Source organism: Sphingomonas psychrotolerans, assembly GCF_002796605.1.
GTDB classification, from domain to species: Bacteria; Pseudomonadota; Alphaproteobacteria; order Sphingomonadales; family Sphingomonadaceae; genus Sphingomonas; species Sphingomonas psychrotolerans.
In genome coordinates this window covers 707223-732130 of sequence record NZ_CP024923.1, presented here as the reverse complement: position 1 = coordinate 732130, position 24908 = coordinate 707223, and the positions used below count along the sequence as shown (strand labels likewise).

At 63.3% G+C, this 24908-nt stretch carries 15 protein-coding genes and 1 pseudogene; 9 read left to right on the top strand and 7 right to left on the bottom strand.

From position 1 onward, the window contains the following. Window positions 1–82 precede the first annotated feature (82 nt). Complete coding sequence (locus CVN68_RS03055; RefSeq protein WP_158298697.1) at window positions 83–2419, top strand: zinc-dependent metalloprotease; 2337 nt, start codon at window positions 83–85, stop codon at window positions 2417–2419. 305 nt (window positions 2420–2724) lie between these two features. On the opposite strand, the gene CVN68_RS03050 is transcribed toward CVN68_RS03055, so the two are convergent. Beyond that, the gene (locus CVN68_RS03050; protein ID WP_100280897.1) at window positions 2725–8001 is read right to left on the bottom strand and encodes an autotransporter domain-containing protein; all 5277 of its coding nucleotides are present in this window, start codon (window positions 7999–8001) and stop codon (window positions 2725–2727) included. Between the two features lie 538 nt (window positions 8002–8539). Further along, window positions 8540–9541: an AraC family transcriptional regulator gene (locus CVN68_RS03045; protein ID WP_158298696.1), complete on the bottom strand. Its 1002-nt coding sequence runs from the start codon at window positions 9539–9541 to the stop codon at window positions 8540–8542. A 166-nt stretch (window positions 9542–9707) separates the two neighbouring features. On the opposite strand from CVN68_RS03045, the gene CVN68_RS03040 reads away from it, so the two are divergent. Together CVN68_RS03040 and CVN68_RS03035 are read left to right on the top strand one after the other, a co-directional pair. Beyond that, window positions 9708–10367, top strand: coding sequence for a peroxiredoxin (locus tag CVN68_RS03040; protein ID WP_100284181.1), 660 nt, complete (start codon window positions 9708–9710; stop codon window positions 10365–10367). 6 nt (window positions 10368–10373) lie between these two features. Beyond that, the gene (locus CVN68_RS03035; protein WP_100280895.1) at window positions 10374–11405 is read left to right on the top strand and encodes an MBL fold metallo-hydrolase; all 1032 of its coding nucleotides are present in this window, start codon (window positions 10374–10376) and stop codon (window positions 11403–11405) included. A 251-nt stretch (window positions 11406–11656) separates the two neighbouring features. Here CVN68_RS03035 and CVN68_RS03030 read toward each other — a convergent pair whose 3' ends face one another. Beyond that, window positions 11657–12898 (bottom strand): glycoside hydrolase family 172 protein, encoded by a 1242-nt coding sequence (locus tag CVN68_RS03030; protein ID WP_100280894.1) that lies wholly within the window; start codon window positions 12896–12898, stop codon window positions 11657–11659. A gap of 257 nt (window positions 12899–13155) precedes the next feature. Between CVN68_RS03030 and CVN68_RS03025 the strand changes: the two genes are divergently transcribed. The 3 genes and pseudogenes from CVN68_RS03025 to CVN68_RS23825 form a co-directional block, all read left to right on the top strand. Beyond that, complete coding sequence (locus CVN68_RS03025) at window positions 13156–14217, top strand: DUF1176 domain-containing protein (protein ID WP_158298695.1); 1062 nt, start codon at window positions 13156–13158, stop codon at window positions 14215–14217. Window positions 14218–14275: 58 nt separating this feature from the next. Further along, window positions 14276–15160 carry a hypothetical protein gene (locus CVN68_RS03020; protein ID WP_158298694.1) on the top strand — a complete coding sequence of 295 codons (885 nt, stop codon included), beginning with the start codon at window positions 14276–14278 and terminating at the stop codon, window positions 15158–15160. Between the two features lie 32 nt (window positions 15161–15192). Continuing rightward, window positions 15193–15404, top strand: a pseudogene (locus CVN68_RS23825) (tyrosine-type recombinase/integrase); the annotation flags it as partial. A gap of 322 nt (window positions 15405–15726) precedes the next feature. Here CVN68_RS23825 and CVN68_RS03010 read toward each other — a convergent pair. The 3 genes from CVN68_RS03010 to CVN68_RS03000 form a co-directional block, all read right to left on the bottom strand. Beyond that, window positions 15727–17295 (bottom strand): alkaline phosphatase D family protein, encoded by a 1569-nt coding sequence (locus CVN68_RS03010; RefSeq protein WP_100280891.1) that lies wholly within the window; start codon window positions 17293–17295, stop codon window positions 15727–15729. 71 nt (window positions 17296–17366) lie between these two features. Next, window positions 17367–18350 (bottom strand): FecR family protein, encoded by a 984-nt coding sequence (locus tag CVN68_RS03005; protein ID WP_100280890.1) that lies wholly within the window; start codon window positions 18348–18350, stop codon window positions 17367–17369. Next, window positions 18350–18868 (bottom strand): RNA polymerase sigma factor, encoded by a 519-nt coding sequence (locus CVN68_RS03000; protein WP_158298693.1) that lies wholly within the window; start codon window positions 18866–18868, stop codon window positions 18350–18352. Before CVN68_RS03000 ends, CVN68_RS03005 begins: the two co-directional genes overlap by 1 nt. Before the next feature lie 344 nt (window positions 18869–19212). Between CVN68_RS03000 and CVN68_RS02995 the strand changes: the two genes are divergently transcribed. Further along, entirely contained in the window at window positions 19213–22173 is a 2961-nt protein-coding gene (locus tag CVN68_RS02995; RefSeq protein ID WP_233503549.1) for a TonB-dependent receptor, read from the top strand. A 127-nt stretch (window positions 22174–22300) separates the two neighbouring features. Further along, window positions 22301–22609, top strand: a complete 309-nt coding sequence (locus CVN68_RS22980) for a hypothetical protein (protein WP_158298692.1) — start codon at window positions 22301–22303, stop codon at window positions 22607–22609. Window positions 22610–22968: 359 nt separating this feature from the next. On the opposite strand, the gene CVN68_RS02990 is transcribed toward CVN68_RS22980, so the two are convergent. Continuing rightward, entirely contained in the window at window positions 22969–24456 is a 1488-nt protein-coding gene (locus CVN68_RS02990; RefSeq protein ID WP_158298691.1) for a methyltransferase, read from the bottom strand. Window positions 24457–24561: 105 nt separating this feature from the next. Here CVN68_RS02990 and CVN68_RS22975 point away from each other — a divergent pair, with 105 nt between their 5' ends. Then, the gene (locus CVN68_RS22975; protein ID WP_158298690.1) at window positions 24562–24882 is read left to right on the top strand and encodes a hypothetical protein; all 321 of its coding nucleotides are present in this window, start codon (window positions 24562–24564) and stop codon (window positions 24880–24882) included. The last annotated feature ends 26 nt before the right edge of the window (window positions 24883–24908 follow it).

The window sequence follows — 24908 nt, the reverse complement described above, 5'->3', positions numbered from 1 at the left end:
CTCTCCGCCGGTGCTTGCACAATCCACGCCGGCGGGAGCCATCGCAAAGCGCACCGCCGCGCTCGAAAGAATAGAGGGCTTCGTGCCTTTCTGGTTCGATTCGAAGGCGGGGAAGCTGCTGATCGAAGTGCCGCTCTTCGGGCAGGACATCCTCTATTATGTTTCGGCGGCGAGCGGTGGCGGCTCGGTGGAGTTGCCGCTCGACCGCGGCATCCTCGAAAGCGCAGTGATCCGCTTCGAGCGCGTCGGCGGCCGCGTGCTCGTCAATCAGGTGAACACCGACTATCGCTCGCTCGAAGGCGATGCGGCGCATGCGCGGGGGGTCGCGGATTCCTTTCCAACCTCGGTGATCGCCAGCCTTCCGGTCGAGGCCGAGAGCGGCGGCAAGGTGGTCGCCGACGCCACCAGCCTGTTCCTGCGCGATGCGGCCAATATTGAAGGCGATCTGAAGCGCGCCAATCAGGGCGGCTTTCGCTACGATGGCACGCGCAGCAGCTTCTATCCCGCTCGGATGAAGGCGTTTCCCGAGAATACCGAAATCGAGACGATTTCGACCTACGTCACCGACGCGCCGGGACCGCGGATCGCCAATGTGACGCCCGACGCGCGCATGGTCACGCTGCGCGTCCATCACAGCTTCCTGAAGGCACCCATCGGCTACACGCCGCGGGCCGCCGATCCGCGCATCGGGGTGAGCGCGATCGCGTTTCACGATTATTCCAGGCCGTTCAGCCAAGGCCCGGAGACCGAATTGATCACCCGCTGGCGGCTGGAAAAGAAGAATCCCGGCGCGGCGATGAGCGAACCGGTCAAGCCGATCGTCTTCTACTTCGATCCCGCGATCCCCGCGCCGATCCGCACCGCGATGAAGCAGGGCCTGCTCTGGTGGAACAGGTCGTTTGAGGCGGCCGGTTTCATCAACGCGATCGAGGCACGCGATGCGCCGGCCGATATGGACCCGATGGACATACGCTACGCCTATGTCCTCTGGATCAATCGCGACGAGCGCGGCTTCTCGAGCGGCGGCACCTATCGCGATCCGCGCACCGGCGAGATCCTGGGCTCAAAGACGCGAATGGACACTCACCGCATCCGTACGATCGCCAATTATTGGGATGCCTATAATGCCGGCCTATCCAGCGATGGCAGCGGCATCACCCTCGTCGATCCGATCCTGCTGACGCCGGGTACGTTCGAAGGCGTGCCCGAGGGCCAGCGCAACATGGTGTTGCTGCGGCAGGCGCTGCTGACGGCGCACGAGCTCGGCCATGCGCTCGGCTTCGGGCACAATTTCGCGTCGAGCCTCAACGATCGCGCCTCGGTGATGGAATATCCGACACCGCGTGTAAAGGTGACCAACGGCCGCCTCGATCTCAGCGAATCCTTCATGAAGGCGATCGGCGCCTATGACACCGCGATGGTGCGCTATGCGTACACGCCGCTCGCCGCGCCGGGGGAGAAGGCCGGGCTAGACCAGGTGATTGCCGACATGCGCGGCGCCGGGCTGCTCTACGTCCCCCAGAGCGATCCGCGCTGGACATGGTACGACGATCGCGCCACGCCGACCGAGAATCTGCGCGAGGCGATGGGCGCGCGCGCGATCATGCTCCAGGCCTATGGCCAGGCCGGCGTGCTGCAGCCCGGCGAGCCCAGCGGCTCGCTGCGCAACACCCGGCTTTGGATGGCCTATCTCCATCATCGTTACGCGATCGAATCCGCCGTCAAATATGTCGGCGGGCTCTTCACCAACCTGACGATAAAGGGCGACATGCTGCCGCCGACCGAGTTCATCCCCGGCGCGCTGCAACACCAGACGCTGGAGTTGCTGATGACGGCGATCGAGCCGCGCAACCTCGCACTGCCCGAAACCCTGCTCGCCCAGCTGACACCCGATCCCGGCAACAATCTCGAGGACCTGTCCAAGGACGATGCCTTCGACCAGCTCCGCGCCGCACGTATCCTTGCGGCCATGGTGATCGCGCCGCTTTTCGACGGCGACAAGGCGGCGCGCATGATGGCGCTGGGCGCGCGGCAGGCCGACGCGGTGACCTTCACGCAGATGGTGGATGCGGTGTTCAGCCGCACCTGGGGTGCACCGGTGCCTGCCGGGACAAGCGAGCAGGCGCTGTTGCGCGCCAGTCAGACGGTCGCGCTTGAGGCCGCGGAGATTCTGGGTGCCGACGTGGACGCGCCCGCGGACGCCCGCGCCTATGTTCTCCAGAAGCTGGCGAGCCTGGCGCAGGCGTTGCGGCGACGCTCCGGAGGAGACGCTCTGACCTCCGCCTTCTATCACCAGACCGCGCTCGACATCGATCATTATCTGGAGGATCCGATCGCGCACGCGCCAAGATCGGTAGAACCGGATTGGGGCAAGGGACCGCGCTCGCGATTCCCGCAGCCGCCTGGGCCGCCGCTATGACCTCGGTTAGTGCATCCCGGACCTCGAACACAGGCGCTCCAGGTTGGGCCTGTAGAACCGCTCCGATTTGCTTGTGGGGCCCCGCACATCGGCCGGAAATGGGCCGCTAGCTGCCAGTCCGCTTCTGGCTCGTGGACCTCGATAGCTGCCGTTCGTCGACCCGGCGACGCGACTGCGCCAGGCGCAGCTGCACCTCCGGATGCGGAAAATCGCACAAGACGTGGGGAGCTCCTGGGAACGACTGAGCGTGGCCTGGGGCTCTCCTGAACAAGCATGGGTCGGAATGCCTGGTTGCGGGCCGCGACCTAGAACTGCCAGTTAAGGGACACGCGCCCGCCATGGTCGGTAGAGCTATTCCCATAATTGCCCATGTAGCTAATGCTAAGAGCGAGATCGCGAGTGAGATCCGCCTCAAGACCACCATCGACGGCAATGCTGTCGCGCTCAATTCCTGCACCGACCACGTTGAATGCTGCTCCGGAGGTGAATGCGAGATCGAGATTGGCGGAACGATCACCGAACGCGTGGCGGAGTGCCGCTGAGCCAGCAAACCGCAGTCCGATGTCGTTCATGCCGAGGTCCGCCCTTGTGCGAATCCCGAGATTGCCCCAAGTGACGCGCGCCCTGCCGTCGCCCCCACGCAGCGTAGCGCCGCCGCCTTGCTCACGAACCCGTGCGTCGAAGAGACTGACCCGCGCGACGCTCGCAAATGGCTGGAGCATGACCCCGCCGAGTTCGCCCCTGAGCGCGACTTCGCCAAACGTCTGGAAGGTGCGTGCAGCATACTCGGATGACAATATTTGATCGAACGTTCCAAAGGCGATCCGGCGTGTGGCTTCGACATCATTCCATGCATAGGCGCCGCCAAGCTGGAATGAGAACACTCCGAAGCCTCCCATGAAATACCCGCCTGCGTGATAGGACCGGATCTCATGTCGCCCACGGCGGATATGGATGTCCGTTGTCCCATAACCGACCGCGACCCCCGCGCGCAGGCTCTCGCCCAGCGGGCCATCGAAGCCGGTCAGCAAACCTTCAAGATCACGTTCGTAGCCCGGCGCATCGATGTTGTCGTTGATGCTGCCCCGACTGCCCAGAACGCGGCCCCAAAGTGCCACGCCGGAGCCGCCGGCCGCTTGCCCGCGTGCGAGCATCGCATCCCGCACGAAGCGGCTGTCCTCGAGCAATTGACCGCGGACGCTGGCATAGTCTGAACCTGCAAGCTGATCGAAGGCGTCGCGTGCTTCAGGTGCGGTGAGCGCGACCACTGCGTCGTACACACGGTTGCCCGAACCCAGCGCCTCGACAGCCGGAGCGACGCCTGCCTGATTGTGTGTCTGGCCTACCGTGGCGAAGTCGACGGTATTGCGACGAAGGTTGAGCGTCACTGCGTTGGCCGAATAGTTCAGCGTCGGGGTGAGAAAGGCCAGATTGGAAGTGACGGCAGCGAACGTACCGGTCACGCCCCCCGAGGCGCTGAGAACCGTATAATTGGTTCTGGCCGCGTAGTTGCCGTCCGCCGCCAGCACGGTCATGCCGACATTGCTGCCGATCGTCGCAGTGCCGCCGACAATGATGCGGTCACTCGCGCCGGTCGCGTCCGCCTCCACCTCGTATATGCTGCCCGACGTGAGCGCCAGATTGCCGCCCAAGGTAAGCGTTCCGATCGAATTGCCTGGAGCGATCGTGCCTGCGACGTTGACCGATCCGGCCGTTCCGCTGCCCTGCAGGCGACCGCCCGCAGCTATGTCGAGCGTGCCCCCCAGCGTGCCGTTGATGGTAAGCAGCTGCCCGCCGCCGACGTTGGTTGTCCCAAGGAAAGCGGAGCCATTGCCGGTAAACCGGATCGCCCCACCACCACGCACGGCGATCGAGCCGTTGCCGGTGATCGTTGCGCCATAGGCGCCCTCCCTCGTCTGGTCGAACACGAGGCTCGCCCCCTGCTTGAGGTCCACATCGCCGGTGAACAGTGTAGAAGTGGTGATCAGGCTACCCGCCAGGACCTGCCAGTCACTAGCGTTCGCACCTGCAAGCGTGAGCGCCCCTGCACCCGATTTCATCGTCTTGCCTGTCCCGGTGACGGAGCCGTCGAATGTACCGTTCGCGGCAAGGTCGAATACCAGCGACGCACGGTTGGCGATGTTGCCACGCAGTCCATTGGTGTCGCCGACGAGGGTGCCGGCTTCGACGATCGTACCGCCGGAATAGCTGTTTGAGCCGGTGAGAACGAGCGTGCCCAGGTCTGATTTGACCAGGGTCGCCGGGCCGGTCAGCGGAGCCGCGACCGTCGCACGCATTCCGGCGCCTGCTGCGCTGCCGTCGCCGACGCGCATCACCGCACGCTCGCCCGTCAGCGCAAGAGGGCCGCCCTCGAGCGTATAGCCGTTCGTCGCGAACTGCATTCCCGTCGCAGAGACTTGGCCCGCGGTGTTGTCGATCATCACCGTGCCGGCGCTTCCCTGGAACACCGCGAACCCCGGCTGCGGCGCCATAGCGCTGTTCACTTTGCCGTCCGCCGCGGTCCAGTTAGCGCTACCGGTGCTCCAGGTGCCATTGCCGCCGTCGACCGCACCATTGTTGTGGAAGCCGGCAGCGCCGCCGTCCCAGAATGCGAGCGTAACCCCTGCGGTGTTGACCAGGTTGACGTGCCCGGCCCCGCTCTGAATCGAGAGCTGGCCACCCGGAGCGCCCGCCACGGCACCCAGTTCGAGGCCATTGTCGGTGAGCACTCCCCTATAGTCGAACAGGCGATAGACGCCCGCGCCGAACGCGGGACTGGCGCTCACGTTTACGGTGCCGTCGAGCGTGAGGTTCCCGTCGATGTCGAACAACGGGGCGCTCAAGGGAGCGCCGAGCGCAACATCGAGCTGCGATCCCGCAGCGAGTATCAGCGAACCCACCGACAGGGTGCTGCCCCGCACGCCCCTGAGATGCGCACCATCGACGACGACCATTGTCGCATCAATCGATCCGCTGCCCTCAAAGCTGCCGGCGGCGATCGTCACGGTGCCGCCGCCGGCGATCATGCCGTCAAAGACCGAGCTGCTTGCTGTCGAGCCGATCATCAGCGTTCCACCGCCCAGAGCGATGCTGCCTTCGCCGTCGAGCACGTCGAGCTCTATCTCGAACCCTGCCACGTTCAGGCTGCCACCCACCTGGTTCAGGCGAGTGACGCCAGACAGCGCACCCGTAAGCGCGACCGTGCCGTGGTTCTCGATACTGCCGCGAACCTGGCCGGCGAGACTGGCAGTGCCCTGGTTGAGGAGGTTGCCATTCAGAGTGCCCGTCGAAGCAAAGGCGCCAGCGTTGGTCACTGATCCGTTAACTGTGCCTGCGTTCGAGAAGTACGCTTCGTTGTGCACCGCTCCCGCAATCAGGCCACCGGCAGCGAGAGACAGGCTTCCTGCACTTACGGTGGTGCGGCCGGTGTAGCTGTTCGCGCCGCCCATGGTCAGCGCGCCTGCGCCCGTCTTGGTGAGACCGGCAATACCGGCTATGGCTGAGTTGATCGTCGTCGCGGCGTTTACCTCGATGATCGAGAAGTCGCCGGTGGTCACGAGCGCTCCGCTTTGCAGCACATAGCCAGCGGTATCGAAGCGCAGGCGCTGGAAGCTTTGCCTACCCTCTATCGTCACCGTGCCGCCGGCGGTGCCCGCGAACACGCCGGCCTGCCCAGCCCAGCCGTCATTGATCCCGAAGCCGCTCGCTGCGGTCCAATTGGTGCTGCCCGCGCGCCATACGCCCATGCCGCCGTCGCCGTTGGTGGCCGCAGATCTGCCGGTCGCGTCGGTGCCGTCCCAATATTGCACCCGCTGTGCACCATCGTTGAACAGGATGTTGACCTGTCCCGCGATCCCCGTTTGCACAGTGCCGGTGAAGCCCGGCGGTGTCGTGCCCAGCTCTAGCCCGTTGTCGGTCAGCGAGCCGGCATAATCGATCAGGCGATAATAGCCGGCACCGAAATCCGGGAGCGCGGTCAGGTCCAGACTGCCGTCGAGCGTGAGATTGCCACCGACGACGATCAGGTCGTTGGTCGCGCTTCCCACCACACCGGGCTGGCCGAGCTCATATCTGAGGACCGACCCTGCGCCGAGCGTGTAATTGCCTGTGATCGTGAGCGTGCCCGGGCTGGTGCCGGGGCCGACAATCCCCCCATCGGCGACGGTGACGTCGCCGAGGAATGTTCCGCTGCCGCCTAGCATCGCGCCAGTCCCGACACGGAGCTGGGCAGTCTTGCCCGCACGATCGCCGAGCGTGCCGTTCAGCACCAGCGTACCGCCATCAACCTGCACGAGGCCGGTGAACTTGTCTCCGGGCGCCGGGACACCCGTCATCGTCACCGCACCGGTCCCGGATTTGGTCACCACGCCGTCGCCGGAGAGAACTCCGCCATAGGTGCCGTTAAAGGCCTGATCAAAGATCGCGCCGCGACCGCCGTCACTGGTCCCGAAGCCAAGACTGCCGCTGAGGCTGTTGGTGTCGCCCTTCAGCGTGCCGCTCGTGATCAACCAGTCCTGACTCCCCGCCCCGGTCAGCGTCCAATTGCTCGCCCCGACTTTCTCGAACCTGTCGAAGCCGCGATATTGTGCAAGTGCGCTAACCAGCGACACGTCCATGCCGGAATTGGCGGAACCGCCGAGCACCAGCGCATTGTCGCTCCCGCCCGACACGACGACATTGCCGTTGATCGTCGAGCCCGCGCGCAATTCGACACGGTTACCGCTGCCGAACAGCGTGATCGCGTCAGACCGCACTGCATTCCGGCTGTTGAGCCCGCCGGTGATCGTCCCGGAATTGATGATCGAGATGTTGCCGGTTGCGGCCCCCGTGACGCCCACACCGCCAGCGCCAACCACATTGTCGCCAAACGGAGTCGCTCCAGCTGCCCCTCCTTCGACGGTACCCGCATTGGTCAGGCTCGCCGCCTGACCATCGCGGAACCAGATGCCACCACCGCCGCCGCCGGCTTTGTTATTTCGGCCAGCATCCCGTATGGTGGCACCTTGGCCGCCCGAGATGACGCCGTTCGCGGCATTGTCGATGCTGCCGCCCCACGCGACGACACCAATGCCGCCATTCCCGCCCATTGACCTGCCAACGCCTCCGTCGCCGCCGATGATCACCGCCTCGTTGGCGATCGTGCCCAGATTGCTGAGTACGCCGGCACCACCATCACCCCCCATGTAGACAAATAGAATTTCCCCGCCGCCGTTTCCGCCCCGAATGCTCCCGGCCTGATTGATCAGGGCGCCGCCTGCATAGAGGAAGAGTCCCGCCCCCCCGCCGCCGCCATAATCGGCCCGACCGCCGCCCAATCCGCCGGCGATAGCCGAGCCGCCGGAAATCGCCAGCGCGCCGCCCTGGAGCAACACCAGTCCTGCACCGCCGCCGCCGGCGGTTCCCCAGAAGCCGGAGCCCGCGCTGCGCCCGCCGATGCCGCCGGTCACCGCATGCCCGTCAGTTTGCACGCTGACTTCGACGCCCGTAAGCACCAGCCCACCGCTGCCGCCTCCGCCGCCGCCGGTGCCGGCGTTTCCGGCGATCCCATCGCCGCCCGAGGATCCAAGGTAATCCGCGCTCAAGGAGAAGGCGCCAGTCGTCGCGTCGAGGTGGCCGCCGCCGGCGCCGGCGCCGCCTGCGCTCGATTGAGCGAGGGGCCCCCTACCAGACGCGGCGCCGCCGCCACCGCCGCCCGCGGAGATGTCGTTCGGGGTTCCTGCGGGACCGCCCGGAGCCCCGTTCGTGGGGTTCGTGCCTTTGCTCCCGGCTTGCGCCAATCCGTCCGGCGTGGTTGCTGCCGAGCCACCCGCGCCGCCCAAGAGATTATAGTCGGGGCCCCCGCGCCCCCCGCCGCCGCCCGCAATCCCACCCGTAGAATTGCCACCGCCTTGGGTGAGCTGCTGCGCTTGCGCGACCGGCACCGCGCCTACCCCAGTCGCGACCGCCAGTGCCGCTAAGGAGGCCGACGCGTGCGCTGGCAATACGGACCTCCGCTTTTTGCGATCGATAGCTGCGCGCATGATAATGACCCCTCTTCAGAGCCTGCGCGCATAAGGCGGGGTCCGGCGAGGCGGCTATGCGATTCCGGCAGACAAGCGCCCGGGTTTACGATTCAACCGTTCAGCGCCCTCGCCGCAAGGTCTCCGAAGGCCGCTCGCCGAAGCGCAACCGATAGGCGCCCGCGAAGCGGCCGAGCTCCCAGAAACCGTATCGCATCGCAACTGCAGTCACATGGGTCGTCTCAGGATCCGACGACAGCAGGGTGAGGCGTACCCGGTCGAGCCGGCGACCGCGCGCGTAGCGGACTGCGCTCTCCCCGAGAAACTCCTGACAGGCGAGATTTAGCGTCCGCTCGGGCGCTCCCAACGCCGCACAAATCGCGGGAAGTGACAGCAGCTCCTCGGGACGCTCATCGAGCAGTCGTTCGAAGCCCTCAACGATCTGGCGATGACGCCAGGGCGCGCCCCGGTGGTGACGCAACTCGGCGCGTGCGAGGCACAACAGCAGTGCCTCCAGCAACGTGCCCGCAAGCGCGCGTGCGGGCTCCTCCGCCTCGATGATCCAGGGGACGTCGCGGGTGATCCGGGCCGCATCGTTGGTGAGCGCGATCAGCCGGGACAAAGGACGGCGCTCAACAGCGAACATTCTGTCATTAGGCAGGGCGCCTTCGAGGTCGAAGCCGGCCAGTGCAGGAGCATATTTCGAGAGTGCCTCGCTGGGCACGATCAGGATGGCGAACGCCCAAGCCATGCCCATGGGAGATGTCGCGACCGTCTCCGCATGCGGTCGGAAATGAAGTATGCGGTCTCCGCTCAGCTCGCGCCCTGACATGCGGCGGACGAGGCCGGGCTCGGTTGCGAACAGGAAGGTGTGGCCTTCGTTGAGTTCCGCACGCTGCGGCTCGCCCTGGGCAAAACGTCCGACCCCGAGGCTAACGTCGTCGAGCAACGCTCGCGCAAAGGTGGCATGAAAATCCACCGCACGGGCCTTCATCGGGCGAGGTCCGGGTGCGCGGCGGTCCAGACCGCCGATGGCCGACGCCATAAGATCCGGATCGGTAAACTCGCCGAAGAACGACCGTTTGATCTTAACACCGTTGTGTGCCGACAGCACCGCTGACACTCTCCGCTCCCGAATTCCTACCAAGAATAACGTCGTTCGGAGCATCCGCAATGATCGCGGATGATACGCCTGCCTACCTGCCGGAATCGCATAGCCCCGGAGTTCCCGCCAACTAAGCTCGTACAGCGCCTGGCAGTCGGGGCGCGCAAACGCGGGGCGAACTTGGATGAATCTTCGCATAAACTCAATTGCGCCAAATTTCAGCGCCCGCACGACAGTGGGTGTCATTGATTTTCATGAATGGATTGGCGACTCTTGGGCGATCCTTTTCTCGCACCCGAACGACTTCACTCCGGTCTGCACGACAGAGCTTGGTTACATGGCCAAGCTCAAGCCTGAATTCGACCGGCGCGGGGTCAAGATCATCGGCCTCAGCGTCGATCCGGTGGGAAATCATGCCCGCTGGGCCCAAGATATCGCTGAAACGCAGGGTACTGCGCCAAACTACCTTATGATCGGCGATATCGATCTGGCGGTATCGAAACTTTACAACATGCTCCCCGAAGAAATCGACGGCGGCGCCCGCGGACGCTCGACAGCCGATAATGCTACCGTTCGTACGGTATTTGTCATTGGACCAGACAAGCAAATCAAGTTGTCGCTCAGCTACCCCATGACCACCGGGCGCAACTTCGACGAGATATTGCGCGTCATCGACTCGTTGCAGCTGACAGCGCAGCATCGAGTGGCCACGCCGGTAAACTGGCGGGATGGCGATCGGGTGATTATCGCTGGGTCGGTTTCCGATAAGGAAGCCGCGACCCTCTACCCCGAAGGTTGGGAAGCCCCCCGCCCGTATCTTCGCCTCGTCGCTCAGCCCCGCTAACTGGCCATGCTGTTCGAAACCTTCGCCGCGGGCGGTTGCCGATCCTACCTCCTCGCGTGCGAAAGTTCATGTGCCGCTATACTCATCGATCCGGAACTCAGCTTGGTCGATCGGTACCGCGGGGAGGTTCAGCATCAGGGCCTTTGTCTTCGCTACATTGTCGATACGCACACGCATGCGGACCATTTCTCCGGCAGCCGGGAGCTGGGCCGAGTCCTCGGCGTGCCCATTGTCATGCACCGGCTGAGTTCGGCACCCTATGCCGACCTTCGGCTAGACGACGGTGACATGCTCGTCGCTGGATCACTGAAGCTGACGGCGATGCATACACCGGGGCATACTGCAGACTCGATGTGCCTGATCATGGAAAACCGGGTGTTCACGGGAGACACCCTTCTCATCGAAGGAACAGGACGAACCGATCTTCCGACTGGCGACCCGAACGCCTTGTACGACAGCTTGTTCGGACGGCTTCTCCGGTTGCCTGATGCTACGCTTGTCTATCCGGCGCATGATTACAAGGGCAGGACTAACTCCACTATCGGCCACGAACGTGCGTATAATCATCGGCTCCAGAGACCCGAACGAGCTGACTTCGTGGCTATGATGCGCGACCTCGACCTTGCGGCTCCAACCCATATTACGGAGGCGCTCCGCACCAATATGAACGGCGGCAAGACCGTAACGCAGCTACTCTCTGAGGCCGCCCGGAAGGTGCCATTTATGGCGATGGCTGAGCTGCGCAGTCGTCTGGACAACAACCCGAGCGAGGTAACCGTACTTGATCTGCGAGAGAAAGAGGCTTTCGAGGCGGGACATATCACGGGCGCGCGGCACCTCCCGCGCGGCCAGCTGGAACTTCGAGTAAATACAGAACTGCCCGACCCCACGGCCAAGATTGTGACTTGTTGCGAGTTCGGGAAGATCTCCACTCTCGCGGCCGCTACGCTGCGGGATCTTGGTTTTTCCCGCGTAGCTGCGCTCGAGGGCGGGACTACCGCCTGGCGGGAAGCTGGTTACCCTTTGGAAGCCGCCTGAACAACGATGCTCTTTGGTGAACAGAAGTGCGATGCCGATGCCGCCAACAGCGCTGAATTTGTCCAGCGCGGCATGCGCTGCGAGAGTCCACGCCACCGCCACCCTCGTTAGGAGCGCTGCCAAGGCCAAGGCCCTGAGCTTTGACGTGAACGGACGTCCGCTTTCGGGAACACCCAAGGGCGCTGTAGACAGCGACAATGGGCGCTTAGCGGACTTGGGACGCCCCAGCCCCCTCACCAGCGGCGCGCAGCTTATTTCTTTTTTGGCACGCGCAGTCCGGACAGACGCTCCGCAACGGGCGCGATCGAAGGTAGAACGCGATCCGGCTTGTCTAGATAGAAGTACGCCACCGCAGCCACATCGTCGCTGCGGTAATAGTTTGTATGCCCATCCGGCAGTGCCGCGTCGGGGAGTTGCTTGCTGCTGTAGAGAAGCTGCTGAAAATTGTCTCGCGAGCCCGGGTCAATGGTCACCGGGACGAGAGGTGCGCCCTTCTTCATCAGGCCAAGGATGATGGGCTTGCGCGCTCCGCCCATCTGCTGGAGAGTCACCTCGATGCCGTGCCGAAAATATACCGGATCAGGCACGTGGAAACGGTAGAAGGTCCAGCGTCCCTCGTCGTCCCAAGTGGCAATTGGCGCACCCTGGAACCGGTTCACATAAGGCCCCTGGCCCCATGCCGTACCGATGTAATCCTCTGTGCCCGTTCCCACCAAAGTGGGATGCTCGGCGTCACCATCCAGGGAGATCTTGACCTCGCCTTCACCCCACCAGGTTCTCTCGTAAACCGGGTTAGTGAGCACCGTCACACTCGTCCCCAGGAAGCGCCCCTTGCCCTCGATGCGCGGCAGGATCCGGAAATCACGGCCGAGTGCCGTAGACTTTTCGCGGTTCCACCACGCGTGAAAATAGAGGGTGTCTTTCGGAAGCACCGTCACTGAACGATAATTGATGTCGAAGAAGATCAAGTTGACCCGCTTGCCGGACTCATTGGTCACTGTCAGCCTGGCTTCGCGGCGAAAAGGCATTTTCACATAGGAGACAAGCGACCGACCTTCAGGGCTGGCAAACAGCTCGGTCTCCAGAGGCACTATTTCGCCTGCACCGTGGAGGAAGAAGTCGCCGAGCGGGACGGACACTGCAGGGGTCTTCGCTCCATCCCAGAATGCTTCGAGCTTCAGGCCTCGCAAGGCTTCCGGCGAGCGGTCCTCGATCGTCATCCATATCCGATCGATGATGCCGGAACCTTTGATATGCGCGAGCGTGTGTGTTGCGCCGAGGGGAATGGTTTCGAAGGCGTGGCCTTTCCCGCCACGATTTTCTTTCGCGCCGGCTCCCTTGTCTCCCGTCGGATTTTCGGGACTGATCCAGCGGGTCTCCTGGCCGTCCGGGAGCTGATATACTTCCTGTGCGAACGTTGCACCCGGGGCGCAAGTCAGCAGCAGCAGCAGCAGCAGCAGCAGCGGGCGCCGGACTCGATGATAAGTTCTCATCGTACTGCTCTACCGGTATGCGCTCGCATGCAGAAGAGCGCATCCGAAGCTGGCCAGCGGATTCCACTCAGGCCAAAGCGCGGCACTTCCGCTCGACGCAACGGAGACCCGCAGCTTATGCGGAAAGGGGGCCCTGCCGCTTTTGGGCCGTTTCCCGACCGGCCGCTTCCAGGTGCGAGGCGGGTAAACTTGCCGTTCCCGGATCGAAGCTTGTTAAAGGTCGTTTGAGGAGCTTGCCATTTCGAGAGCGAGCGACGTTGACGAAAGCCAGTTGTGCAGGATCGATCCTCCCTCTCCTGGCGACGGCCATCTTGTCGGTCGCAGCGTCACCGCCGCGCGACACCGTCCAGTCTTATGACACCTACGGATCGTGGTTCGTCGCTTGCGACAACACGCTAACTTGCATCACGAAGGGCTTCCCGGACCGCTATCAGGGTTCCGAGATCAGGATCGAGCGGGATGCTGGCCCGAGGGGATCGTTGAGCGCTTCGATAAGCGCCACCCATAAATTCGCACTGACGGACATCCGGATCGACGGCCAGCCGGCTGGCCTCGCGGGGCCGGCTTGGGAAATCACGACTTCCGATGACGAGACCACGGCCACAACCGACAATCTCGAGGTGATACGCGCGCTTGTACTGAAGCTGCGCAGTGCCTCCAAAGTAACACTCGCCGAAGGCGACGAGGTGCCGCTCGATGGCTTCGCGGCGGCCATCCTGCGCCTCGATGATCGGCAGCACAGAGGGGGCGGAGTAACCGCACTGCTCCGGACAGGCGAGAAGCCGGCATCGCAGGTTCCTGCGCCGCCTGCGCTTCCGAGGATTCCCAACCGCCCAGTCCTGGCGAGCTTCGCAACTGGCGAGGAACAACGGTTGATTCGAGCCGTACGGGCGAACCAGAAGGCTTTGTTCGAGAAGGAAGGTTGCGGGGAGACGCCGGAAATGCCGGAAGCGCACGCGCTCGATGACAGCCAGGCCCTTGTGCTGATCCCCTGCATCATGGGGGCATATCAGGGTTCCTCACTAGCTTTCATCGCGCCACGGCGCGGTGGCGCCGCGCGCCGGCTGATCGCCCCGACCCCGTATCTCAGCAATGGGTCCGACCGCTCCGATGCGGCCTATTTCACCGAGGGCGCCTTCGACGCAAAGACCGGCACGCTCAGCATGGCGGCCAAGGGGCGTGGTCTTGCCGATTGCGGCGTGTCGGCAAGCTGGATCTGGGACGGAAGATCTTTCCTGCTGTCGGAAATGACGCTGCAGCAATCCTGTGGCGGGATCGAGCCGGGAGATTGGCCGATACTGTTTCGTTCGGTCCGCTAGGTCTTCACCAGCTATTCGCAGCCAAGCCATCAGGCTGATATCGGTGAGAGGAATAGGATTGTCGCGTGAACTGTCTGGCGCATTGTTCGCCGCCACATTTGTACTGGCCGCGGCGCCTGCTGCCGCTGCGCCCTGGTGGTATGTCGGTCAAAGCCAGGATCGCGTCCTGTTCATCGACACAGATACGATGGAGCGCGAAGGGGATATCGTCCGCTTCGCTGCGAAGGAGGTTATCCGGCAGCCGGGCAATCCCGTCGCAAGGACCGTCTCTTTCATGGAGGCCGATTGCGTGAGGCGTCGGTTGGGTTGGGGTGGCGTGCAGCGCTTCGGATATGACGAGACCGTGATCGATACCTCAACTCGCGCGAAGGTGGAGATGGCCGAGGCGACCGATGCCCTCGCCCAATCGGAGCTGGACTTTGTGTGTTCCAAGCCGGCCGTCCGCCACGCGGTCGGATATTTCCCGCTCACCATCGACGATGTCGCTTTCACAGAGGCACTTCTCGCGCAGCGCGATGGCGCGATGTCACCCCTCGCGCTTCAGGAGCGGATGGCAAAGGACAAAGCCGTACCGATCGTTCGTTCCTCCGCGCCTGCCCCGGCCACGTTTGGGCAGGTGCAGACCGTCGGAATGGGCCAGCCGATGGTACCGCCTCGCGATTATTCCAAGGGCGCCGAGGCTCCGAACCCCGCCGCTTATGATCCGATCGAGGCGGGCCGGATCTACGACATCGCCTATCAGGGAATAAAGGACGGCCAGATGCGGTTCGAGATCCGCGGTTACTCGATCGACGACCTGGTGAATCCCGGCTCGGGTCAGATCGAAACGGCCGGCTTGGGCGAACGCAAGGTCTATATCCGTGACCTCGCGATCACCGTCACAAAGGTCTCACCTGACAGGATCACCTACTCCATCGCCCTTGAGAAGAGATCGACTCCCTAGGCATATCTTCAGTCACCCTTTCCATCCCCATTGCTCGCCTCGTTCGCGAGTGGGTCACCGGCAGCGACCTCCAAGCCGAGGATTACGGCACGCACTCGCTTTGGCGCACGAAAGCTTCGATTATCTACAAGGCCACCGGCAATCTACGCGCTGTTCAGATCCTGCTCGGGCATGCCAAGATCGAGAGCTACCTTGGCGTCGATGTCGAAGACGCTTGGAGTTGTCGGAGGGGACAGAGATCTGACCGGACCGGCTCGACCCACATTCGGACATTGGCGGCGGCTAAAGCGCCTCCGAACACCGGACATTGATTCAGGTGCTGCTTGGCGGCCGGAACTGGGCCCACCACCCCCTTCGCCAGCACCTTCACCGCACACCGCGAAGCGGCGGCGGCGATCACCACGCCCCGGACTTCGGCGCTACGGAGTAGAGCGACGGTGGCGGGGCCCTTTCCCGCGACGGCGCTGGCCTTCCGCCCGTTTTTGCGGGAGGCCGATCCGGTAGCTTGATAGCGATGGATGTTGGGAAGCTGTCGTCCGAAAAGACGACGGAGCCGAACAAGGGGGCTAGGCCAGCTCGGGGCCGGGCCGTCTGGGATCGACCTGGAAGGTGGCCAGCGTGGCGATGCTCCCGCCCGGTCGGTCGACCTGATCGATCACCTTGACCTCGGTCTCCCAGCGATCAGGCGCGATCGTGTGGATATGGTAGCCGCGCTGGTTGTTGATCATGCGCATATTGGGGTTGTTGCGGAGCGCATCCAGCTCATCGGCGTGCCGGGCATTGCCGGTGCCCCCCGACGATATCGAAGTTGCGAGGAATTCGCTGGCGATCGCCGGACCGTCCACGTCGCGCACATCGAGCGGCACCGCGCCGATGTAGTTCTGATGCGCGTCGCCGCTGCCGATCACCACGTTGGTCAGCCGGCGCCGACGAATGCTGTCGATCAGGCGCTGCCGGGCCAGCGGATAGCCGTTCCAATTGTCGGTGCTGGTCTCGGTCGCGCTGCTGCCGTCCTTTCGCGAATCGTGCGGCATCACCATCACTTGCTGCGCGATCAGGTTCCAGCGCGCGTCATTGGCGAGCCCGCGATCCAGCCAGGCCTCCTGCGCCGCCCCCAGCATGGTGCGCTCGGGCCGGTCGACGCGCGGGCATTGATTCCTCTCCGCACGCGTCAGCCCAAGGCGCTCGCATTGCTGGTCGCTGCGATGCGAGCGGGTATCGAGCACGTGCACGCGCACCAGCGAGCCATAATCGAGGCGGCGATACATTGCGCTGCGCGGTCCGGGCAGTTGGGCGAGGCGGACCGGAACATGTTCGTACCAGGCCTGGAGCGCTGCTGCCTTGCGCGGCGCGAACACCGTGGCGGTGTTGCCGTCCTTGTCGAGTGCGCCGGCCCAATTGTCGTCGATCTCGTGATCGTCGAACGACATGATGAACGCCGTTGCCGCGTGCGCCGTTTGCAGATCGGGATCTGCCTTGTACTGCGCATAGCGCCGGCGATAATCTGCAAGCGAAGCCAGTTCCTCCCCGACATGGCGGCGCGGGCCGGGCGTGGCGCCGGGTCCCAACTCGTAGATATAGTCGCCATAATGGAACACCGCGTCGAGATCGGGCTCGCGCGCGAGATGCGCGTAGGCGGTGAAATAGCCCATCTCGAAATTCTGGCAGCCGGCCATCGCCAACCGCAGCCGATCGACTGGCGCGCCGATCGCCGGTGCAGTCCGCGCGCGTCCCGCCGGGCTGGCATCGGCGCCGCTGACGAGGAAACGATACCAATGCGGCCGGTGCGAGCGCAGCCCACTTACTTCGACATGTACCGAATGCGCCAGCCTCGCCCTGGCGATGGCGCTGCCCGAGCGGACGATCCGTCGGAAGTCGGCATCTTCCGCAACTTCCCAGCGTACCGGAACATCGTGCGGGGGCATGCCGCCATCGGAAGCTTCGGGCGCGGGGGCGAGGCGAGTCCACAGCACGAAGCCATCAGGCGCGGGATCGCCTGCGGCGACCCCGAGCGTGAACGGATAGTGGCGAAAACCCGGGGTGGCCAGCAGGCGCGTCGGGCTGGCCGCAGCAAGCAGCGCCAGCCCCGCTCCGCCTTTGATCAGGTCGCGGCGGTCGTAAAACTTGTCGGACATGGATCCTCCAGCACTGGCCAGTTCAGGAAAGACGGTGCAGGTGCCCTCAACCCGACAGACCGCGCACTTTTTTAGGAACCCGGAACGCCGGGCGCAGGCGCGATGCGGATCGCATCGCGATCGTAGCGGATTTCAAGCGCATAGGCGCCGCGGATCGCTTTGAGTACGCGCGCCGGGTTCGAGACCTGGAACCGTCCGCTCACCGGCAGGGCCGCCAGCCCGGGATCGCGCAGGCGGATCGGCCGCACCGAATAGCGCTGCACCTTGGCGATCAGCACGCTCATCGGAACGTCGGCGGCTTCGAACCAGCCTGCGGTCCAGTCCGGCTTGTCATGCCCGGGGGCATTGGGGCCGGGTGCCTGCGCGGCGATGCGATCATCGACTGCGCGCGCCCGGTCGCCCTTGCGCAGCACGATATTCTCGGCACCCCCCGCCGCGAACGTCACCGCGCCGCGATAGACTTCGACCGCGGTACGCGTCGGACTCTGACGATCGACATTGAAAGCGGTGCCGAGCACACGCACCGAGCTTGCTCCGCTCTGCACCCGGAACGGGCGCCAGCCCTCGTGCGCGACGTCGAAAAATGCTTCGCCGCGCACCAGCGTTGCGTCGCGGCGCCACGGCAGGATGCGAATGCTGAGTTCGGCATCGCCGCTAAGCTCGACATGCGAACCATCGGCCAGGACGATCGCTTGGCCGTTGCCGGTTCCGGTTCGGTAGGTTTCGACCTGCAGACCCGGCACCAGCAGGAATAGCATCAGCATCGCTGCGCACGCGGCAGCTGCCAGCCATGGCGCAGATCGCCGCAGGCCGGAGAAATGCGCGACCACCGCAACCGGGGCATTGCTCACCACCGTGGCTTCCGACTGATCGAGCGCCTGGGTGAGCGTGTCTGAATGCCATAGCGCCTGAAGATCGGCGAATTTCTCGCGGTGGCGGGCGTCGGCGGCCATCCAGGCGTCGAACGCGGCGCTGACCGAAGTGTCGATCACCGGCTGGTCGAGCCGGTTGACCCACATGGCGGCATCCGCGGCAATCTGCGGGTCGCGCGTCATCAATTGTCACTCGCCGCCATGGCCCGGTGCAAATCGGCCAGCCCGCGGGTGATGTGCTTTTCGACGGCTTTCAGGCTCAGTTCCAGATCCCGGGCGATCGCCGCACAGCTTTCGCCGCGCAACCGCCGCCGCACCACGACTTCGCGCCGTAGCGGCGGCATTGCCGCCAGCGCGTCGATCAGCACCGACAATTCCTGCCGTCCGGCGATTATGCGATCGGGCAGCGGCGCTTCGCTGACTTGTTCCATCTCGGGTCCGTTCAAATAACGGCGGTCGCGGCGATGATGATCAACCAGGAGGTTGGCGGCAATCCGGAAGCCAAGCGCATAGATGCTGACCAGCGTTTTCTGCCGGCTCTGCTCGACCAGCCGCGACAGCGTCTCCTGCACCACCTCCTCGACCAGATCGCTGCGGCGGGTGCGCCCACGCACATAGCGGCCGATCGCCGCGCCGATCGCCTCCCAATCTTCGGGAACGGCACCCGGCATATCGTCGATCTGGGGAAGGGAAACAGGCACGCGCTATCCCGCATTGGTCGTGCGGCGCGTCTATGATCGCATTGTGACAATTTGGCAGAGCCGTCCGGCCGATCCTTGCGAAGGCCTGCAATTCAATAAAATTTAGGTTTATCTAGCAAATGGCCAGATGGCCCAAAATAGTTTGGAACAGCCATCCTCCGTATCTACAGAAATTAATCTAATTTATAAAATTATAATGCGGTTAAATGATGCCATATATTCGATAATCAATTTTGTAGCAATTCCGAAACAATTCAGACTTTAAAAAAGACTGAACTTTTTTTGTCGGGTTTCGTTCGCCGCGCCCGTCATGCCCTCCGAAACGGACAAACTCGGGGGTTATGATGATATATACAGGTCGCATTTCGCAATTGCTGTTCTGCTCGGTGGCGTTGTCGAGCGTCGCCTGGTCGCCATCGATGGCGCAGGCTGCGGCGGCACCGAGGCGTCAGTTTGATTTCAACCTGCCGCCACAGGCGATGAGCGAGGCCTTGCTCGCCTTCTCGCGCGTTACCGGGCTGCAGGTGGCCACCTCCCCCGCGATGTTGAACGGCCTGCGCAGCAATCGACTCCGCGGCAGGATGGATGCCCAAGAAGCGCTGCGCCAGCTAACCGCGGGAAGCGCGGTCGGCGGCCGCATTATCGGCGATACGGTGATCCTCGAGCGCCAAGGCCACAACACGGTTGCAGATGCGGCCGATCCGGCGTCGGTCGACGAGCTGGACAGCGAGGAGATCGTGGTCTCGGGCTATCGCGAGAGCCTTTCGCGCGCCGCGCAACTTAAAAAGGCGGCCACCGGATCGCGCGAAGTGATCGTGGCGCAGGACATCGCGGCGTTCCCCGACCAGAATCTGGCCGAATCGCTTCAGCGCGTCCCTGGCGTCGCGATCACTCGCGACAGCGGCGAGGGGCGCCAGATCTCGCTGCGCGGCCTCGGCGCCGATTTCACCCGGACCCAGCTCAACGGCATGGAAGTGCTCACCAACACCTCGTCGGGCCTCGACAGCCGCAGCAGCATCAGCCGCTCGCGTTCGTTCGACTACAGCATTTTCGCGTCCGAGCTGTTCAACGAGGTCACCGTCGAAAAATCCTATGCTGCCGAGCAGGACGAAGGCGGGATCGGCGGCACGATCGGCCTCCACACGGCGAAGCCGTTCGACTTTGGCGGGTTGACCGCGGTGGTCTCGGCCAAGGCCCAGAGCAACCAATATAGCGAGACGGTGACGCCGCGGCTGGTCGGCCTGATCTCAAATCGCTGGGGCGATTTTGGCGCCTTGGTGTCGGTGGCGTACAGCACCGCGGACACGATCGAATTCGGCTATCGTAACTGGAACTGGTCGCAGATCAATTTCGGTGCCGCCAATGTCGGGTCCAACATCTCCGCCCCCGACCGCGCCCTGCTGGTGGGCGCCACCGGCGCCAATCGCGTGTGGAACAGCCGCGCGCAGACCTATGCGAGCTGGTTCAACAAGCGCGAACGCCTGGGGGTGACCGCGGCGCTGCAATATCATCCCGACGAACGCACCGACGTGACGCTCGACGTCCTGTACGGCAAACTCACCAACAATCGCGAAACCGATGTGCTGGGCGCTGCCGGCACCAACGGCGTCTCGGCCAATAACGTCACCGGCACGCAGGTGTTGACCGATGTCACGCTCGACAGCTTCAACAGCATCGTTGGCGCGTCATTCAGCGGCGTCGACATGCGCACCGAGACCCGCCGGACTGTCGACCAGACCGATTTCTGGCAGGTCGCGCTTAACGGCCGCACCGATTTCACCGACAATCTCAGCGGGACGGTCCTCGCCGGCTGGTCGAAATCGTCCTTCGGCTCCAGCTATGATCAGGTGTATCTGGAATCGGTCGGCCAAAGTTACAGCTTTTCCGGGATGAACACCGCCAACCCCAGAAACAGCTATGGCTTCGATGTTACCGATCCCACCAAATGGGGCCTGAACGGCGCGGAAAGCCGCGACGATCACATCGGCAGCGAATTCTACAATGCCAAGGCCGAATTGGCCTGGCGCGTCGCCGAGGGTTCGACGCTCAAGGCCGGCGCCGCGTACAAGCGTTTCGAGAATGACGGCTGGCAGCGCCGGGTGGTCTTCAATTATGACGGCCTGGCGGGGTTGCCGACCGTGCCGACCAAGATCGTCCCATATGACAGCCTGGCGCCCTATATCATCGCCGACATCGCCGGGACCTTCAAGGTGCTCGGGCTCGGCGGTAACGTCAACGCCAGCAATAACATTGCTGGCGGCGACTATGAATTGCGCGAGAAGACTTTCACCGGCTATCTCCAATACGATCTCAAGACGACGCTCGGCAGCGTTGGCGTCCGCGCCGATCTCGGGGTACGCTATTACCGCACCACGCTCGATTCGGTGGGTACGGCGCTGACCGGGACAACGCTGACGCCGGTCGCCATCACCAACAGCTATGATGGCTTCCTGCCCGCGGCCAATATCGCCTTCGATCTCGATCGCTCGCTGGTGCTGCGATTGAGCGCCAATCGCAACGTCAACCGCCCTGCGCTTGCCGACATGCGCGCGGCGGCGACGATCAACGTCGCTGCGTTCGGCGGCACGATCAGCGCCGGCAACCCCAATCTGGCACCCTTCCTCGCCGATTCGGTCGAGACCTCGCTCGAATATTATGATGGGACCCGCGGTTTTCTGGCGCTCGGCCTGTTCTACAAGAACATGAAGTCGTTCATCACCGCAGAGACCACGCCGGTGCCGTACAACAGCACGGGATTCCCGATATCGCTGCTGCTGCCGGGCCAGGATCCGGCGATCCTGTTCAACTATACCCGGCCGGTGAACGGGGCAGGCGCGTCGATCAAGGGTATCGAACTGGCCGCCAAGCGCGATTTCGATTTCCTGCCCGCGCCGTTCGATCGCCTGGGGATGCTCGGCAATGTCACGATCGCCGACGGCTCCACCGACGTGCTCTTTTCGGGCAAGGCCGTGAAGCTTCCGCTGACCAATCTTTCGAAGCTGTCTTCGAACGCGACCGTCTATTACGACACGGGCAAATGGGGCGTGCGCGCATCGGCTGCGATGCGCAGCAAGTATCGCTGGGGCAGCGGCGGCAACGGCAATATCGGTGAATATATCAAAGGCACCGCAAACTTCGATGCTTCGGCCTATTTCAACGTCACCCCGCGCTTCCAGCTGACGGTGGAAGCGATCAACATCGGCAACGAGCCGATCGTGCAATATGCCGACAAGGATGCCGAGCGGATGATGACCAACACGGCAAGCGGACGCACGATCCTGGTGGGCGGCAGCCTGCGGTTCTGAGGGTTGTAGCGGACCCCGGCGAGCCGGACGTCGCGGCGACGTTCGTCTCGCCAGGTCCGCGCGTTCATACTTTCAATTAGCGAAGAGTGGCTTGCAACACCAAGAGACCGAAGCGATTGTCGTCTCTATGCGCTTCACGGACGATACCGCCGATATTCCTGACCGTCTTATAGCGCTTCAAGAGAAGGGCGAGGTGGTGTTCCTTTGCGGCGCCGGCATTTCACAGCGCTACGGTTTCCATCATTCTACAACCTCACCACCGATGTTTACGACAAGCTCGGTGAATCCTGGTTGGGCTATCTATAACGCCCATATCGCCCCCGTCCCGATCTGGGTATTGGACGCTAAGCAACCCTTACCAAAAAACGCTGCGATCGCAGGCGCTCCGGATCAAACAGACATCTGCGCTAAGGTACGAGATCGTCCGAAGTTATGATGAGTCATGTGCATTATAACTGCTGTCGAATTCTACCCGGAGCACGAATCTGTCATCGGTGCGACGGACACGTCGCTCGAACCATAAGGTCTAGCCTCTCACAAGCTGAGGCAGCCTGCTCACGCGCATTCTTGGGTCCGCATTCTACCGGTTCTCAAGACGGGTTCTCCAATACCGGAGAGCTTAGTCCAGACCGCCGCGCAGCAGTTCCGGAGAACCGATAGAAATTCCCTTCCATCCCCTGCGTTCACGATTTCCGCAGCCGTTCGACCGCCCCGCGCAACGATCGGTTGCGAGCCATCAGACTGCTAACAACCATGCGGCGCTCGCTGCGCACAAATAGCTGCACTGAGTCCGGCTCACGGCATTTCATTCTCTTCGTCCCACGCCGTATCGGCGATGGTCAGCAATCCCTTTTCGATTGCCGTCACCACGGTCCGGAAAAGAGTGCGAGCTGCTGGCGGGTCTTCTTCCTCGAGAATGTCGCCGAGCAGGGCGCCGAGGGTCTTTTGGCCGTCGATGAGTTCGAACAGCCGCGCGGATTCCGGACCGAGATCCTCGCTCCAGCGAAGCCCGTCGGCTAGGCTCGCCCGGACCTGGCCGGCGATCCACTGGCCGTTGTGGAAATGCGCGGATTGCACCAGCCGCATGTTCGATGCGCGGCGCAGGCGCAGGTCCAGAAGGTCCCCGTCGAGCGCCCGCAGCCGGCGCTTCCTCGCGAGAAAGGCCGCCAGCGCGTCCCCGCACGGCATGATATAGTGATCGGGCGCCTCGTCGATCGCGAAGCTCGCGGCGCCTCCAGTCCGCTGGATCGTGACCAGGCCATAGGCGATCCCGCTTATTTCCCGCCGGTCGAAATAGCCCATCCAGCGGGCAAAGGCGGGCTGGTCCGCGGCGAGCGCATGGGGATCGCTCTGACGGAGCCATTTGATCGTGTAGTCGGCGGGAGATTCGGTCACTTCGTGCAGGATGGAAACATGGCATCCGCTGCCGGCGAACCACTGTCCGAGCCGCTGCGGCCATGTACCGCCCTTGTGAACCGCCCAATTGGCCAGGAATTGTGCGGTTCCGCCCATGCTCAGAAGTCTGGGCAGCAGTCCGGCCAGATGCGCGCAGACGCCATCCTCTTCCCGGCCGCTGTCCCGATACGCCTGCGAATGGTCGGGCGAGATCACATAGGGCGGATTGCAAACCACCAACTCCGCCGGGCGATCGAGCGCGAAATCGAATAGGTCGGCTTCGGCCACGTCGATATTGGCGATTCCGTTCAGTTGCGCGTTCAGGCGCGCGAAATCGAGCGCTCTCGGATTCACGTCGCAGGCAAGCACTCGCGCGCTATGCCGCGATGCCAGCAAGGCCTGCAGCCCGCTGCCGCAGCCGATATCGACCGCCAGCGAGGCCGGTTTCCGGATCGTCAGATCCGCAAGGGCGCGGGTAGGGCCGCTCAGCCCCATGACATAGTCGCTCTCGTTCCGCCGCCGCCGATGATCGGAGGCGACGAGCAGGTCCCCGTAGGACTGCACCATAACCGCAGGTAGCAAATCCGGGCCGGAGTCCTCCACGAACCCCATCTCTTCCAATGCAGACACGGTTTCGGCGCCAAAGACGCCCCGAGCGACATCGGCCGGACAAGCCCGCCCAAGAACGAACAGGATGAGCAGAAGGTCTGTCGGTAAATTCTTATTAAGATAGTAGAGAACCGGCGCCCACTCCTGATAATCCGCAAGTTGGAGCCAGTCTTCCGGCAACCTTCCATTCAGCACCTGAGTCGAAAAATCGCATTCCCAAAATAACTTTTGGATTAATTCCAATTTCTCTGCGCGTTGAGACACGTTGCTGCGCAACATAACATAGTTCCATACAATCAGATGACATATCAATCTAGATTTTACCAACATTTCATGTAGTATGCGAGTCGTGCAAGCAATGGCACTGAAAACAAGGAGGCTATCGTGGAAGAAAGCGAACTCTCCAAGCTGAGTCCCGAGGCGCGTTCGCGCGTGGAAGATGCGATGAAGCGGGCGATTGAGAGCGAACTTGCTCGTGCCGCCACCGGTCTTAGCGGCGACGAGCTGATGGCACATTCGCGATCGAAGGGATTCTTCTTCAGCCGATCGAAGACCACCGATGCTCTGAGGGATCGCGTCAATCCGGTGGTCGACCTTGATCGCGCGCTACTTCGGAATGTCGAGTCGCTCGACGATGCGGCCTTTTCGCGCTTCGCCGACCGGCTGTCGACGCTTCGCAAGATGAAACCGTCCTCGACCAAGTAAATCGCTCGCCCTCATGTGCGCGGCAG